At 63.7% G+C, this 14,503-nt stretch carries 15 protein-coding genes; 13 read left to right on the forward strand and 2 right to left on the reverse strand.

What is annotated here, in order from left to right:
• Positions 1-10 precede the first annotated feature (10 nt).
• From nuoI to NLM27_RS11350, 11 genes are all read left to right on the forward strand, one after another.
• Positions 11-505: an NADH-quinone oxidoreductase subunit NuoI gene (gene nuoI / locus NLM27_RS11300; protein ID WP_191093171.1), complete on the forward strand. Its 495-nt coding sequence runs from the start codon at positions 11-13 to the stop codon at positions 503-505.
• Positions 506-642: 137 nt separating this feature from the next.
• On the forward strand, positions 643-1,281 hold the full coding sequence (locus tag NLM27_RS11305) for an NADH-quinone oxidoreductase subunit J (RefSeq protein WP_254143370.1): 639 nt from the start codon (positions 643-645) through the stop codon (positions 1,279-1,281).
• Complete coding sequence (gene nuoK / locus NLM27_RS11310; protein WP_008547737.1) at positions 1,278-1,586, forward strand: NADH-quinone oxidoreductase subunit NuoK; 309 nt, start codon at positions 1,278-1,280, stop codon at positions 1,584-1,586. Before NLM27_RS11305 ends, nuoK begins: the two co-directional genes overlap by 4 nt.
• 8 nt (positions 1,587-1,594) lie before the next feature.
• A complete protein-coding gene (nuoL, locus tag NLM27_RS11315; protein ID WP_254143371.1) occupies positions 1,595-3,685 on the forward strand; it encodes an NADH-quinone oxidoreductase subunit L in 2,091 nt (696 codons plus the stop codon).
• Positions 3,686-5,194, forward strand: a complete 1,509-nt coding sequence (locus NLM27_RS11320; protein ID WP_254143372.1) for an NADH-quinone oxidoreductase subunit M — start codon at positions 3,686-3,688, stop codon at positions 5,192-5,194.
• Between the two features lie 22 nt (positions 5,195-5,216).
• Positions 5,217-6,653 carry an NADH-quinone oxidoreductase subunit NuoN gene (gene nuoN / locus NLM27_RS11325; RefSeq protein WP_254143373.1) on the forward strand — a complete coding sequence of 479 codons (1,437 nt, stop codon included), beginning with the start codon at positions 5,217-5,219 and terminating at the stop codon, positions 6,651-6,653.
• Position 6,654: 1 nt separating this feature from the next.
• A complete protein-coding gene (locus tag NLM27_RS11330; protein ID WP_254143374.1) occupies positions 6,655-7,461 on the forward strand; it encodes a biotin--[acetyl-CoA-carboxylase] ligase in 807 nt (268 codons plus the stop codon).
• Entirely contained in the window at positions 7,461-9,131 is a 1,671-nt protein-coding gene (locus tag NLM27_RS11335; RefSeq protein WP_254143375.1) for a ribonuclease J, read from the forward strand. The genes NLM27_RS11330 and NLM27_RS11335 overlap by 1 nt, the downstream gene beginning before the upstream one ends.
• Positions 9,132-9,143: 12 nt before the next feature.
• Entirely contained in the window at positions 9,144-9,548 is a 405-nt protein-coding gene (gene mce, locus NLM27_RS11340) for a methylmalonyl-CoA epimerase (RefSeq protein ID WP_157330446.1), read from the forward strand.
• 10 nt (positions 9,549-9,558) lie between these two features.
• Complete coding sequence (locus NLM27_RS11345; RefSeq protein ID WP_254143376.1) at positions 9,559-9,834, forward strand: DUF1467 family protein; 276 nt, start codon at positions 9,559-9,561, stop codon at positions 9,832-9,834.
• Between the two features lie 37 nt (positions 9,835-9,871).
• A complete protein-coding gene (locus NLM27_RS11350) occupies positions 9,872-10,219 on the forward strand; it encodes a hypothetical protein (RefSeq protein WP_254143377.1) in 348 nt (115 codons plus the stop codon).
• Between the two features lie 14 nt (positions 10,220-10,233).
• On the opposite strand, the gene NLM27_RS11355 is transcribed toward NLM27_RS11350, so the two are convergent.
• Both NLM27_RS11355 and NLM27_RS11360 read right to left on the reverse strand, forming a co-directional pair.
• Positions 10,234-10,497 carry a GlsB/YeaQ/YmgE family stress response membrane protein gene (locus tag NLM27_RS11355; protein ID WP_166815791.1) on the reverse strand — a complete coding sequence of 88 codons (264 nt, stop codon included), beginning with the start codon at positions 10,495-10,497 and terminating at the stop codon, positions 10,234-10,236.
• A 32-nt stretch (positions 10,498-10,529) separates the two neighbouring features.
• Positions 10,530-10,979, reverse strand: coding sequence for a YidB family protein (locus NLM27_RS11360; RefSeq protein WP_254143378.1), 450 nt, complete (start codon positions 10,977-10,979; stop codon positions 10,530-10,532).
• Positions 10,980-11,253: 274 nt separating this feature from the next.
• On the opposite strand from NLM27_RS11360, the gene mtnK reads away from it, so the two are divergent.
• Together mtnK and NLM27_RS11370 are read left to right on the forward strand one after the other, a co-directional pair.
• Complete coding sequence (mtnK, locus tag NLM27_RS11365; RefSeq protein ID WP_254143379.1) at positions 11,254-12,540, forward strand: S-methyl-5-thioribose kinase; 1,287 nt, start codon at positions 11,254-11,256, stop codon at positions 12,538-12,540.
• A gap of 341 nt (positions 12,541-12,881) precedes the next feature.
• Positions 12,882-14,468, forward strand: coding sequence for an ABC transporter substrate-binding protein (locus NLM27_RS11370; protein WP_254143380.1), 1,587 nt, complete (start codon positions 12,882-12,884; stop codon positions 14,466-14,468).
• Positions 14,469-14,503 lie beyond the last annotated feature (35 nt).

The raw sequence follows: 14,503 nt of genomic DNA on the forward strand, positions 1-14,503 counted from the left end.
GGGCCGTCTCATGGGTATCAACGTCAACGCCACTGCACGCTCGCTTCTGCTGTCGGAATTCGTCTCGGCGTTCTTCCTCGCCATGCGCTATTTCTTCCAGCCGAAGCCGACGCTGAACTATCCGTTCGAGAAGGGCCCGATCTCGCCGCGCTTCCGCGGCGAGCATGCGCTGCGCCGCTATCCGAACGGCGAAGAGCGCTGCATCGCCTGCAAGCTGTGCGAAGCGGTCTGCCCGGCGCAGGCCATCACCATCGAGGCCGGTCCGCGCCGCAACGACGGCACCCGCCGTACCGTGCGCTACGACATCGACATGGTGAAGTGCATCTATTGCGGCCTCTGCCAGGAGGCCTGTCCGGTCGACGCAATCGTCGAAGGTCCGAACTTCGAGTTCGCGACCGAGACCCGCGAGGAACTGTTCTATGACAAGGCCAAGCTGCTCGCCAACGGCGACCGCTGGGAACGCGAGATCGCGAAAGCGATCGAGCTCGACGCGCCGTACCGGTGAGGTGAGGGCATGATCCTTCCCGCCATCCTTTCGTCATTCCGGGGCGCGCGAAGCGCGAACCCGGAATCTCGCGCCGTAATCTCTAGATTCCGGGTTCGCGGGCTTTGCCCGCGCCCCGGAATGACGGGGAATCCCCGATGATCCTTCCCGCGCTGTTCTTCTATCTCTTCGCCGGCATCTGTGTCGCCTCGGCCGTGATGGTGATTGTCTCGCGCAATCCCGTGCACTCCGTGCTGTACCTGATCCTGGCCTTCGTCAACGCCTCCGGCCTGTTCGTGCTGATGGGCGCCGAATTCCTCGCGATGATCCTGATCGTGGTCTATGTCGGCGCGGTCGCGGTGCTGTTCCTGTTCGTGATCATGATGCTCGACGTCGACTTCCTCGAGCTGCGCGAGGGCTTCATCGAGTACCTGCCGGTCGGCCTCGTGATCGGCGGCATCTTCCTGTTCGAGCTGCTGCTGACCGTCGGCTTCTGGGTCATCAACCCCGGCGTCTCCAAGACGATCACGGCGGCGATCCCGACCAATGTCAGCAACACCGAGGCGCTGGGCCTCGTGCTCTATACGAAGTACATCCACTACTTCCAGCTCTCAGGCATGGTGCTCTTGGTCGCCATGATCGGCGCCATCGTGCTGACGCTGCGCCACAAGGCGAGCGTGAAGCGGCAGGACATCAACGTTCAGAACGCGCGCACGCCGGAGATGGCGATGGCGATGCGCAAGGTGGCGCCGGGGCAGGGGCTCTCGGATGCCGATGCGGCGGAGTGGGTGAAATGACGATCGGGCTCGGACACTATCTGGCGGTCGGCGCGATCCTGTTCACGCTCGGGATCCTCGGCATCTTCCTGAACCGCAAGAACATCATCGTCATCCTGATGTCGATCGAGCTGATCCTGCTCTCGGTCAACATCAACCTCGTGGCGTTCTCGACCTTCCTCGGCGACATCGTCGGCCAGGTCTTCGCGTTGCTGGTGCTGACCGTAGCGGCCGCTGAAGCCGCGATCGGTCTCGCCATCCTGGTGGTCTATTTCCGCAACCGCGGCTCGATCGCGGTTGAGGACGTCAATCTGATGAAGGGCTGAGCTCTCAAATGGTTCAGGCAATCGTTTTCCTGCCGCTGCTGGGCGCCATTCTGGCCGGCCTGATAGCGCTCGTCGGCGCGCATGGCCGCAACCCCTCAGGCGACGAGGTCGAGCATCATGGCGATCACGGCCACGGCGACGCTCACGCGTCGGCGGCCCATGACTCTCATGGGCATGACGATGGTCACGACGATCACGGCCACGACGACCACGGCCATGGCCCAGTCGAGCCGGCGGCAGCGGGCTCGCGCGCGGCCGAGCTGATCACCACGGGGTTGCTGTTCGTGTCGGCGGCGCTGTCCTGGATGACGCTGGTCGATGTCGGCTTCATGCACCATGACGCCCGCATCCAGCTGCTGCCCTTCATCTTCTCCGGCGACCTTCAGGTCTACTGGACACTGCGGGTCGATACGCTTACCGCCGTGATGCTGGTGGTGGTGACCACCGTGTCCTCGCTCGTGCACCTCTATTCCATCGGCTACATGGACGAGGATCCGTATCGGCCGCGCTTCTTCGGCTATCTCTCGCTGTTCACCTTCGCCATGTTGATGCTGGTGACCGCGGACAACCTCGTGCAGCTGTTCTTCGGCTGGGAGGGCGTGGGTCTCGCCAGCTACCTCCTAATCGGCTTCTGGTACCAGAAGCCGTCGGCGAACGCGGCCGCCATCAAGGCCTTCGTGGTCAACCGTGTCGGCGATTTCGGCTTCGCGCTCGGCATCTTCGCGATCTTCATGCTGGTCGGCTCGACCGATTTCGAGACGATCTTCCATGCCGCGCCCGGCCTCACCGGCAAGACCATCAACTTCCTCGGCTGGCACGCGGACGCGCTGACCCTGACCTGTCTCCTCCTGTTCATGGGCGCGATGGGCAAGTCGGCGCAGTTCCTGCTGCACACCTGGTTGCCGGACGCGATGGAAGGCCCGACCCCGGTCTCGGCGCTGATCCACGCCGCGACCATGGTGACCGCGGGCGTGTTCATGGTGGCGCGCCTGTCGCCGCTGTTCGAGCTCGCTCCGACCGCCCAGGCTGTCGTGATGTTCTTCGGCGCGACGACCGCTTTCTTCGCGGCGACCATCGGCCTCGTCCAGAACGACATCAAGCGCATCGTGGCGTATTCGACCTGTTCGCAGCTCGGCTATATGTTCGTCGCGATGGGAGCAGGGGCCTATTCGGTGGGCATGTTCCATCTGTTCACGCACGCCTTCTTCAAGGCGCTGCTGTTTTTGGGTTCCGGCTCGGTGATCTACGCGATGCACCACGAGCAGGACATCCGCAACATGGGCGGCCTCTGGAAGAAGATCCCCTACACCTATGCGGTGATGGTGGTCGGTACGCTGGCCCTGACCGGATTCCCGCTCACGGCCGGCTACTTCTCCAAGGACGCCATCATCGAGTCCGCCTACGTCTCGCACAATCCGTTCGCGGTGTACGGCTTCCTGATGACCGTCGTCGCCGCCGGCCTGACCTCGTTCTACTCCTGGCGCCTGATCTTCAAGACCTTCCACGGCGAGCCGCATGACGAGCATCATTACGAGGCCGCGCACGAGGCTCCGCTCTGGATCCTGATCCCGATCGGCGTGCTCGCGGTCGGCTCGATCGTCGCCGGCTTCCCGTTCAAGGAGCTGTTCGCCGGTCATGGCGTCGAGGAGTTCTTCCGCGAGTCCGTGAAGATGCACCCGCACATCATCGAGGAGATGCACCACATCCCCGAGTCCATCGCGTTCCTGCCGACGGTGATGATGGTGCTGGGCTTCCTGGTGTCGTACCTGTTCTATATCCGCCGGCCTTACATCCCCGTTCGGCTCGCCGCAGAGCAGCCGATGCTGTACCAGTTCCTGCTCAACAAATGGTACTTCGACGAGCTCTACGACCTCATCTTCGTCCGCCCGGCGAAGTGGGTCGGCTACCAGCTCTGGAAGAAGGGCGACGGCTTCATCATCGACGGCCTCGGCCCCGACGGCATCTCCGCTCGCGTGCTGGACGTCACCCGCAACGTCGTGAAGATCCAGACCGGCTATCTCTATCACTACGCATTCGCCATGCTGATCGGCGCCGCCGGCCTGATCACCTGGTTCATGTTCGGCTTTGGAGGCCAGTAAATGACAACCTGGCCCATCCTTTCGGTCACGACGTTCCTGCCGCTGGTCGGCGCGCTGATCGTCTATCTCAGCCGCGGCGACGACGAGGCGGCCAAGCGCAATTCGCGCTGGATCGCGCTCTGGACCACGCTGATCACCTTCGCGGTGTCGGTGATCCTGGTCATGCGCTTCGATCCCGCAAACCCCGACTTCCAGTTCGTCGAGAAGGCGAACTGGCTCGCGACCGGCATCACCTACCACATGGGTGTGGACGGCATCTCGCTGCCGCTCGTGATCCTGACCACCGCGATCATGCCGTTCTGCATCATTGCGAGCTGGAAGGCGGTCACGAACCGCGTCCGCGAATACATGATGGCGTTCCTGATCCTGGAGACGCTGATGATCGGCACCTTCTCGGCGCTCGATCTCGTGCTGTTCTACCTCTTCTTCGAGGGCGGCCTGATCCCGATGTTCCTGATCATCGGCGTCTGGGGCGGTCCGCGCCGGGTCTATGCGTCGTTCAAGTTCTTCCTCTACACGCTGCTCGGCTCGGTCCTGATGCTGCTCGCCATCATGGCGCTGTACTGGAACGGCGGCACCACAGACATCCCGACCCTGATGCACACCGCCGTACCGCGGTCTTTGCAGACCTGGGCGTGGCTGGCCTTCTTCGCCTCGTTTGCGGTGAAGATGCCGATGTGGCCGGTGCACACCTGGCTCCCTGACGCGCACGTTGAGGCGCCGACCGCGGGCTCGGTGGTCCTTGCCGCGATCCTCTTGAAGATGGGTGGCTACGGCTTCCTGCGCTTCTCGCTGCCGATGTTCCCGCTGGCCTCGCACGACTTCGCGCCGTTCGTCTTCACGCTCTCGGCCATCGCCATCATCTACACCTCGCTGGTGGCCTTGATGCAGGAGGACATGAAGAAGCTGATCGCGTACTCGTCAGTGGCGCATATGGGCTTCGTCACCATGGGCATCTTCGCCGGCACCATGCAGGGCGTCGCCGGCGGCATGTTCCAGATGATCTCGCACGGCATCGTCTCCGGCGCGCTGTTCCTCTGCGTCGGCATCGTCTACGACCGCCTGCATACCCGCGAGATCGCGGCCTATGGCGGCCTCGTCAACCGGATGCCGCTCTACGCGCTGACCTTCATGGTCTTCACCATGGCCAATGTCGGTCTGCCCGGCACGAGCGGCTTCGTCGGCGAGTTCATGACGCTGCTCGGCACCTTCAAGGTCTCGATCCCGACCGCGTTCTTCGCCACCTTCGGCGTGATCCTGTCGGCCGGCTACGCGCTCTGGCTCTACCGCAAGGTCGTGTTCGGGGCGCTGGTCAAGCCGTCGCTGAAGAGCATGAAGGATCTCACCTTGCGCGAGTGCGTGACGCTGTTCCCGCTGATCGCGCTGACGATCCTGTTCGGCGTCTATCCGAAGCCGGTGCTCGACATGTCGGCCGCCTCGGTCCAGCAACTCGTCAACAACTACACCACCGCTGTGTCGGCCGTGAAGGCCGCCGCACTGCTCCAGTGATCGGGCAGGTCAGGATATCGCCATGAGCTTTGAGACTGCAGGTTATCAACTGGCGCCGGTGCTGCCCGAGATCGTGCTCGCGGTCGGCGCGATGGCGCTTCTGATGCTCGGAGCCTATCGCGGGCAGGAGACGACCAAGACCGTCACCACGCTGGCGGTGGCGCTGCTGATCGTGGTCGGCGCGCTCGTCTACATGCAGCCCGCGGGCAAGCAGGTGACCTTCGGCGGCAGCTTCATCGTCGACGACTTTGCGCGCTTCATGAAGATTCTGGCCCTGATCGGCTCGGCGGTGACGCTGGTGCTGTCGACCGAGTTCCTGTCCGATCCTTCGCGCCGCATCTTCGAATACGCCATCCTGGTGCTGCTCTCGACGCTCGGCATGATGGTGCTGATCTCGGCCGGCGATCTGATCTCGCTCTATCTCGGCCTCGAATTGATGTCGCTCGCGCTCTACGTCGTGGCGGCCTCGAACCGCGACAATGCCAAGTCGACCGAGGCTGGCCTGAAGTATTTCGTGCTCGGCGCGCTGTCCTCGGGCATGCTGCTGTACGGCTCCTCGCTGGTCTATGGCTTCACCGGCACGGTCAGCTTCACCGGCATTGCCTCGGCTGCGACGATCTCGAATGTCGGCCTGGTCTTCGGCCTCGTGTTCCTGCTTGCGGGGCTCTGCTTCAAGGTCTCGGCGGTGCCGTTCCACATGTGGACGCCTGACGTGTATGAAGGCGCCCCGACGCCGGTCACCGCCTTCTTCGCCTCGGCGCCTAAGGTAGCCGCGCTCGCCGTCTTCACCCGCGTCACGCTAACTGCATTCCCCGGCATCGTCTCGCAGTGGCAGCAGATCCTGGTGTTCGTGGCGATTGCCTCGATGGTGCTCGGCTCCTTCGCCGCGATCGGCCAGAGCAACATCAAGCGCCTGATGGCGTACTCCTCGATCGGCCACATGGGCTTTGCCCTCGTCGGTCTTGCCTCCGGCACGGTCGAGGGCGCGCAGGGCGTATTGATGTACATCGTGATCTATGTCGCGATGACGCTCGGCTCGTTCTCGGTCATCCTCGCCATGAAGCGCAACGGCCAGGCCGTCGAGAAGATCAGCGATTTCTCAGGTCTCTCGCGCACCAATCCGCTGCTCGCCTTCATGTTCGCGATGCTGCTGTTCTCGCTCGCCGGCATTCCGCCGCTCGCCGGCTTCTTCGCCAAATGGTATGTCTTCGTTGCCGCCATCAGGGCGAACCTGTTCACGCTCGCCGTGATCGGCGTGCTCTCCAGCGTCGTCGGCGCCTACTACTATCTCGCCATCGTCAAGACGATGTATTTCGACGAGCCGGCCGGCCAGGTCGATCCGATGCGCGTCGAGGTGAAGACGGTGCTGGCGGTTGCGGGTCTGTTCACCATTCTGTTCGCGCTGTTCGCAGGTCCCGTGGTGAGCGTCGCCTCCGCCGCGGCAAAGTCGCTGTTCTAGGATGGCGTTCGCGCTCGGTCCTCGCGCACAGTCCGCGGGCTACAAGCTCGCGGCTTTCGAACGGACGGGCTCGACCAATACCGACGCGATCGAGCACGCCCGCGCCGGCGAACGCGGCCCGATGTGGTTCGTCACATCCGAGCAGACCGCCGGCCGCGGCCGGCGCCAGCGCGCCTGGATCGCGCCCAAGGGTAATCTCGCCGCCAGCATCCTCGAGGTCATGGACGTGGCGCCCGCCGTCGCCGCGACGCTCGGCTTTGCCGCCGGGCTGGCGCAGGAGGCGGCGCTGGAGAAGGTCAGCCTGGAGGCGGCGTTGCGCCTCGGGGAGGGCCGTCCCCGCTATGCGCTGAAATGGCCGAACGACGTGCTGGCCGGTGGCAAGAAGCTGGTCGGCATTGCGCTCGAGGCCGAGATCATCGGGGATCGCCTCGCTGTGGTGGCCGGCATGGGCACCAACGTCGTCGCAGCGCCTGAAGGTACGCCAACGCCCGCCGTGTCACTCGCCACCCTTGGCGTCCAGATCAGCGCGGAGGAGCTGTTTTCGGCGTTGTCCGACGCCTGGGTCGAGTTTCGCGGCATCTGGGACCATGGCCGCGGCTTTGCCGAGATCCGAAAGCTCTGGCTGGAACGCGCCGCGGGGCTCGGCGAAAAGGTTGCGATCCACACGGGAACGACGACGCTGGAAGGCATTTTTGACACCATCGACGACAGCGGCTGTCTGATCGTCCGCACCGCGGAAGGCCGCCGGGTGCCGGTCGCTGCGGGCGAGGTGTTCTTCGGTCCGGCCCGTTCGGTGGGAGCTGCGTGATGGCGAGGCCCGACGAACTGGTGTTTGCGCCGCTCGGCGGCGTCGGCGAGATCGGCATGAACCTGTCGATCTACGGCCTCGGCAACCGCCACCAGCGCGCCTGGCTCGCGGTCGATCTCGGCGTCTCCTTCGGCGATGAGGAGCATCTGCCGGGCATCGATTTGATCATGCCCGACATCTCTTTCCTGGAGAAGGAACGCAAGAATCTGATGGGCCTGGTTTTGACCCACGCCCATGAGGATCATTTCGGCGCGATCATCGATCTCTGGCCGAAGCTGCAATGCCCGATCTATGCGACCAAGTTCAGTGCGGCGCTGTTCGAGGCCAAATGCGCCGCCGAGCGCAATGCGCCCAACATTCCAGTTACGGTGATCCCGTCCGGCGGCCGCGTCGATGTCGGCCCGTTCAACGTCGAGTTCATCCCCGTCGCGCATTCGATTCCCGAGGCGCACGCGCTGGCGATCCGCACCGAAGCCGGCACGGTGCTGCACACCGGCGACTGGAAGATCGACCCGACCCCCACCCTGGGTGCCCCGACCGACGAGAAGCGACTGCGTGAGCTCGGCGAGGAGGGCGTGCTCGCTCTGATCGGCGATTCCACCAACGCCGTGCGCGACGGCCGCTCGCCGTCGGAGGCGGAGGTCGCCAGAACCATCATCGACCTCGTGAAGGCCGCCAAGGGCCGCGTCGCGGTGACGACGTTCGCTTCCAATGTCTCCCGGATCAAGGCTGTGGCCGAGGCTGCGAAGGCCGCCGATCGCGAGGTCGTCGTTGTCGGCCGCGCCATGGAGCGCGTGGTGCAGGTCGCGCGCGAAAGCGGCTATCTCGACGGCGTGCAGAACTTCCGCTCCCCCGAGGTCTACGGCCACCTGCCGCAGGACAAGGTGCTGGCGCTGTGCACCGGCAGCCAGGGCGAGCCGCGCGCCGCGCTGGCGCGCATCGCCAACGACGACCATCCCGAGATCACACTCAATCGCGGCGACAGCGTCATCTTCTCCTCGCGCACCATTCCCGGCAACGAGAAGGCGGTCGGCTCGATCATCAACAATCTGGTGCTCCAGGGTGTCGAGATCATCACCGATCGCGACCATCTGGTCCACGTCTCCGGCCATCCCCGCCGCGACGAGCTGCGCGATCTGATCTCCTGGGTGAAGCCGCAGCTCCTGATCCCGGTCCATGGCGAGGCCCTGCACCTGCACGAGCACGCAAAACTCGCGCGCGCCGCCGGCGTGCCGCGCGTGCTGGTCTGCCGCAACGGCGATCTCGTCAAGCTCGGTCCTGGCGATCCCGGCATCGTCGGCGAGGTGCCGTCGGGCCGTCTCTACAAGGATGGCACGATCCTGGAGGACTCAAAGTCCCGCGCAGTGGTCGAGCGGCGCCGGATGGCGTTCTCCGGCTGCGCCTTCGTCGCTGTCGCCATGACGGAGCAGGGCGAGCTCGCTGACGATCCCGAGGTCGATCTCGTCGGCATCCCCGAGAAGAACAGGGCGGGCGAGGCCTTCGACGACATCGTGTTCGACGCCGTGGTTTCCACCATCGAGGGCCTGCCGCGGCCGCGCCGCCGCGATCCGGACGCGCTGGCCGAGTCGGTGCGACGCGCTGTCCGTGCCGTGATCAACGAACATTGGGGTAAAAAGCCCCCCTGTCTGGTACACGTCCTGACGGTTTAACGGGAGAGAACAATGCTGGGCCGGCTCAACCATGTCGCGATCGCGACCAAGGACGCCGTTAAGGCCGCAAAGATCTACGGTGCGGCGTTCGGCGCGCAGATTTCGGAGGCCGTCCCGCTGCCCGAGCATGGCGTCACCACGGTGTTCGCGACGCTGCCCAACACCAAGATCGAGTTCATCGAGCCGCTCGGCGAAGCCTCGCCGATCGCGAAGTTCCTCGAGCGCAATGCCGACGGCGGCATCCACCATGTCTGCTACGAGGTCGTCGACATCATCGCCTCGCGCGACACCCTGGTGAAGGAGGGCGCGCGGGTGCTCGGCGACGGCGTGCCGAAGATCGGCGCCCACGGCAAGCCCGTGCTGTTCCTGCACCCGAAGGATTTTTCCGGCGCACTCGTCGAGATCGAGCAGGCATAAGGCCCGCCCCATGGCCATACAGATTTCAACCTGGCTCGCGATCTATTTCGTGCTGTGGTGGGTCATGCTGTTCGTGACGCTGCCGTTCGGCGTGCGCAGCCAGCACGAGGACGGCGTCGGCGCGCCCGGCACCGACCCCGGCGCGCCGATCCTGACCCGCATGGGCCGCAAGCTGATCTGGACCACGATCATCTCGGCGATCGTCTTCGGCATCGGCCTGGCCGCCTACCACGCCGGCTATCTCTCGATCGAGCGCCTGTCGAAGATGATGGGAATGCCGTTTTAGACGTTTTTTGCAGACGATTGTTTTTGGGGGGGACCGAATGACTTTTCAGAGGATCGTCATTGCGCTTCTGGTGCTGATCGTCGCCGGCCTCGGGGCCATCGGCTATGTCGAATGGAAGATGGCGGTGCAGGTGCGCACCCTGAAGGCGTTCGTCGAGGGCTATGTCTTCAACGAGGCGGTGATGGCCTGCGAACAGGCCAAGAGCTCGACGCCGTTCAAGTGGAACGGCGGCAAGAGCACCTCGGTGATCGGCCTGAACTCGGTCAAGACAGACAAATACCGCGTCTACGCCAGCTACACGCTGGTGGCGGACAGCGTCTATTGCGATTACGACCCGATCAAAAGAAAGGCCGAGATCGGCTCGAGCTTCCTGGAGCGGGAGTAACGATCCGCACGAATCTAGATCGCGCGGCGTTGCCGGCCGGCGATGAATCCATAGACAAACAGCACGATGATCGCGCCGACCACGGCACCGATCAGGCCGGCCCCTTCGCCAGGGCGATACCAGCCCAGCGCTTGCCCGAGGTAGGAGGCAACGAAGGCGCCGACGATGCCGAGGATGGTCGTCAGGATGAAGCCGGAAGGTTCATTGTCGCCCGGCATGATGAACTTGGCGATCACGCCGGCGAGAAAGCCGATGATGATGGTCCAAAGAAGGCTCATGTGTACACCTCTTCTGAATTGAGCCGCTGCAGCTATGCGTCAGGCAGGCGTCCATCCGGCGTGTATTTGTCGATCGCGGAAGGAAGCTCGCGGGATAGCCGTGTGACGATCTCGTCTTGAGAAAGTCCGGTCTGCTGTGCGAGCTTCTCCAGGACGTCGCTGCCGATGGCTTCTTTCAGCTGCGGCGAGGAGATGTCCTTGTTGGGCCCGGGCTTCACCCATGAATCGGCGATCTCGCCCTGCCCATTCTGGTTGAATCTCTCCAGGAGCTCGCCAATTCCGCCATTGAGCAGGCCCCCGATTCCGCCCGCGCCAAGCATGCCGCCGAGATTGCCGAGCACGCCCCCAGGCGGCTGTTGACCGCCCGCGGACGAGCCGCCGCTCGCACCTTTCAGCAGCTCAGCCAATTTGTCGCGGTTCTGATATCCGGCAATGGCCAGCATCGCCAGCAGGGCAGTCATGGAGGGCATTCCGCGGGCCATCGGCAGCTCCTTTGAAATCTCAGAAAGGCGAAACTGTCCTCACCCCGCTTGTGTTCCAAAATCGGCAAATCGTGGGCTCGCGACCAAGCGTCCCAGCTTGGTCGCCCGATACTAATCACCTTGCGCCCATCTCCTTGTTCGCCGGACAACCAAAGCACCGGGTGGCGGACCACGTTGATTGCGATTACGATCCGATCAAAAGAATGGCCGGGATCGGCTCGAGCTTCCCAGCATCGGGAGTAACGATCCGGCGCAGACATGGGATGGGATCGTCATGACCGGGGACCGGGCAGGGGACTATCGAATTCTACATGTGGCCGACTTGCGGGACTATCTCGCGGGCCTGCCCGATATTGCCGCGCTCCTCGGCGAGCCGGCATCCTGGGCGATCACCGAGGTCGGTGACGGCAATCTCAACCTCGTCTTCATCGTGAAGGGCGGGCGCGGCGGCGTCGCCGTGAAGCAGGCGCTGCCCTACGTCCGCCTCGTCGGCGAGAGCTGGCCTCTGCCGCTGTCGCGGGCCCATTACGAATATCTGGCGCTGTCGAAGCAGGCCCAGCTCGCGCCCGGCCTCGTGCCGGCGCTGTTGCATCACAACGAGGCGTTGGCGCTGACGGTGATGGAGCTGCTCGAGCCCCACATTATCATGCGCAAGGGGCTGGTTGCGGCAACGCAATATCCGCGTTTTGTGGACGACATCACCACCTTCATGGCGCGGACATTGTTCTTCACCTCCGACCTCGCGCTGTCTGCAGCCGAGAAGAAGGAAGGCATCGCGGCGTTTGCCGGCAACCATGCGCTCTGCAAGATCACCGAAGACCTGATCTTCACCGATCCCTACCGCATTGCCGAACAGAACCGCTGGACCTCGCCTTATCTCGACGATCTGGCCGCGGCCTTGCGCGACGACATGGACCTGCATGTCGCCATCTCCCGCCTGAAGCTGAAGTTCTTGGCAAGCCCGGAGGCGCTGCTCCATGGCGATCTCCACACCGGCTCTATCATGGTGACCGAGGGCCAGACACGGGTAATCGACCCGGAGTTCGCATTCTACGGCCCGATGGGCTTTGATGTCGGCGCCGTGGTGGCGAACCTGCTGATGGCCTATTTCGCCTCGGCCGGTCACGAACGCGCCCCGGGCGAGCGGGCCGCATTCGAAGCCTGGGTGCTGGCGACCGTCGAAACGGTCTGGAACGGATTCGCCGGCAAATTCCTCGACCTCTGGCGCGCGGGCGCTAACGGCGACGCCTACCCCGTCACACTCTTCGCCGGCGAGAAGGGCGTGGCACGTCTTGAGGCCGAGCGGCAGGCCTACATGCGGCGCCTGTTCGACGACACCATCGGCTTCGCAGCCGCAAAAACCATCCGCCGCATCTTCGGCCTCGCCCACAATATCGATTTCGAGCTGATTGAAGATCCGCGGAAACGAGCCATCAGCGAAGCCCGCGCCGTGCGGCTCGCGCGGGGGGTGATGGTGGAGTCGCCGGCATTTCGCACGATCGCCGACGTCACAGGCGCTGCTCGAAAGCTGCGGGACTGGCAGCCGGAGCTATCCGGCTGAAGACGTCGCGAGAGGCGCCGTCATTGCGAGGAGCCCTTGCGACGAAGCAATCCAGACTGTCGCCGCGGAGAGACTCTGGATTGCTTCGCTACGCTCGCAATGACGGGGAGGGAGCGCGGGCGCGCCGTCAATAAAGCCGCATCTCCTGCTCGCTCGATGACGCACCGCGTCAATCGGCGGCTTGGGTCGCTGGGGATATACCTGAACCCCTCAAGCTCCTCGTCGGCGGGCTGCCTTCCGGAACCGACATTGGTCTCAATCAAAAACGAAGCTTGCATTCGACAGGCGACGGATGATCAAATCTCTCGTCGGAATACACTCGCGCCGTTGGGGGACACACGATGTTCAGGATGATTGCGATCGTTGCCGGCCTGGGACTGGCGCTCGCCGCCTCGGCGGAAGCTCAGACACCACGCAAGGGCGGAACCATCCGCATGACCGCGCCCTATGGCTCGAGTTTCACCAGCCTGGATATTCATACAACTCAGCGCGCGCAGGACGAGATCTACGCCAAGGCCCTGCACCGGTCGCTCTACATCTGGAATTCCGCGGAAGGCAAGCCGGTTCTGGAGCTTGCCAAGGAGGACGTGGTTTCCGGCGGAGGTCTCGTTCACACCTTCAAGCTGCGTGACGACGCCTATTTCCACAACGGCCGCAAGATGACCGCCGACGATATCATCTGGTCCTACAACCGCATCATGGACGGAACCAAGGCCTATCCCGGCGCGCGGTTCGTCCGCGTGATCGAGGGCGCAGCCGCGGTCGAGAAGGGGCAGGCCAAGGAGATCTCCGGCCTGAAGAAGATCGACGACTTCACCCTCGAAATGAAGCTGACTGAGAAGGTCGATCCGGGCTTCTACTTCTTCACCGCGCTAACTTCGATCTATCCTGCAGACGAAGGTGCAAAGGAAAGCTTCATCCAGAAACCGATCGGTCTTGGTCCGTTCAAGTTCGTCGAGCACGTGCCGGGATCGCGCATCGTTCTGGAGCGGTGGGACCGGTTCTACAAGCCCGGCAAGCCCTATGCCGACAAGATCGTCGTGTCGATCATGGGCGAGGCCGCGGCCCGAGACGTCGCATTCCGCAACAAGGAGATCGACACCTCGGTGCTCGGGCCCGCGCAATATGTCGCCTATCAGTCCGACGCGAACCTCAAGGGTACCATCGTCGAGGTCGCCGAGGTCTTCACGCGGTACATGGGGATGAATCCCTCGTTCAAGCCGTTCGCAGACAAGCGTGTCCGGCAGGCGATCAATTATGCGATCGATACCGACCTGATCATCAACAAGCTGGTGAAAGGCAAGGCCTATCGTGCCACCAGCTGGCTGCCGCTGACCTCTCCGGCCTACGACAAGGCCATGAAGCCCTACGCCTACGATCCCGCCAAGGCCAAGCAGCTGCTCACCGAGGCCGGCTATCCCCAAGGCTTCGAATTCGAATGGACCGCCAGCCAGAATGAGAGCTGGGGCCTGCCGATCGTCTCGGCCGTCATCCCGATGCTGGACAAGGTGGGCATCAAGGTCAAGGTCAAGCAGGTCGAGACCGCGGTGTTGGCGGAGGTGGTTCGCACCGGCGACTATCAGGCCTTCATCTATTCCCAGGCGAGCGGTCCGGATCCCCAGGCTGCGCTCAAATGCTTCCACTCGTCGACGCCGCAGCCAGCCTGCAACTACATGAACTTCAAGAACGCCGACTTCGACAAGATCGTCGACGAGGCCGGGCAGGCCGACGATCCCGCGAAGCGCGTTCAGCTGCTGCAAAAGGCCAATGCCTTGCTCTATGAAGAGGCGCCGGTCTGGTTCTTCAACTACAACAAGGCGGTCATGGCCGTGCAGCCGTGGCTTAGGGGTATTCAGCTGAATGCGACGGAGCTGACCCATCAGAACGTCGAGGACCTCTGGGTCGACGAAACCTCGCCCGCGAAGTGACATGCGCTCTCGCGCTCCCTCCGTCGCGACGAGCG

It is taken from the genome of Bradyrhizobium sp. CCGB12 (assembly GCF_024199845.1).
In the GTDB taxonomy this organism is placed as follows: Bacteria; Pseudomonadota; Alphaproteobacteria; order Rhizobiales; family Xanthobacteraceae; genus Bradyrhizobium.

Excerpts from the sequence above, each read along its gene's own strand:
- nuoL (WP_254143371.1), top strand. The coding sequence starts at position 1,595 with ATGGTTCAGGCAATCGTTTTCCTGCCGCTGCTGGGCGCCATTCTGGCC.
- mtnK (WP_254143379.1), top strand. The coding sequence starts at position 11,254 with ATGACCGGGGACCGGGCAGGGGACTATCGAATTCTACATGTGGCCGAC.
- nuoK (WP_008547737.1), top strand. The coding sequence starts at position 1,278 with ATGACGATCGGGCTCGGACACTATCTGGCGGTCGGCGCGATCCTGTTC.
- NLM27_RS11335 (WP_254143375.1), top strand. The coding sequence starts at position 7,461 with ATGGCGAGGCCCGACGAACTGGTGTTTGCGCCGCTCGGCGGCGTCGGC.
- NLM27_RS11355 (WP_166815791.1), bottom strand. The coding sequence starts at position 10,497 with ATGAGCCTTCTTTGGACCATCATCATCGGCTTTCTCGCCGGCGTGATC.
- NLM27_RS11345 (WP_254143376.1), top strand. The coding sequence starts at position 9,559 with ATGGCCATACAGATTTCAACCTGGCTCGCGATCTATTTCGTGCTGTGG.
- mce (WP_157330446.1), top strand. The coding sequence starts at position 9,144 with ATGCTGGGCCGGCTCAACCATGTCGCGATCGCGACCAAGGACGCCGTT.
- NLM27_RS11305 (WP_254143370.1), top strand. The coding sequence starts at position 643 with ATGATCCTTCCCGCGCTGTTCTTCTATCTCTTCGCCGGCATCTGTGTC.
- NLM27_RS11320 (WP_254143372.1), top strand. The coding sequence starts at position 3,686 with ATGACAACCTGGCCCATCCTTTCGGTCACGACGTTCCTGCCGCTGGTC.
- NLM27_RS11360 (WP_254143378.1), bottom strand. The coding sequence starts at position 10,979 with ATGGCCCGCGGAATGCCCTCCATGACTGCCCTGCTGGCGATGCTGGCC.
- NLM27_RS11350 (WP_254143377.1), top strand. The coding sequence starts at position 9,872 with ATGACTTTTCAGAGGATCGTCATTGCGCTTCTGGTGCTGATCGTCGCC.
- NLM27_RS11330 (WP_254143374.1), top strand. The coding sequence starts at position 6,655 with ATGGCGTTCGCGCTCGGTCCTCGCGCACAGTCCGCGGGCTACAAGCTC.
- nuoI (WP_191093171.1), top strand. The coding sequence starts at position 11 with ATGGGTATCAACGTCAACGCCACTGCACGCTCGCTTCTGCTGTCGGAA.
- nuoN (WP_254143373.1), top strand. The coding sequence starts at position 5,217 with ATGAGCTTTGAGACTGCAGGTTATCAACTGGCGCCGGTGCTGCCCGAG.
- NLM27_RS11370 (WP_254143380.1), top strand. The coding sequence starts at position 12,882 with ATGTTCAGGATGATTGCGATCGTTGCCGGCCTGGGACTGGCGCTCGCC.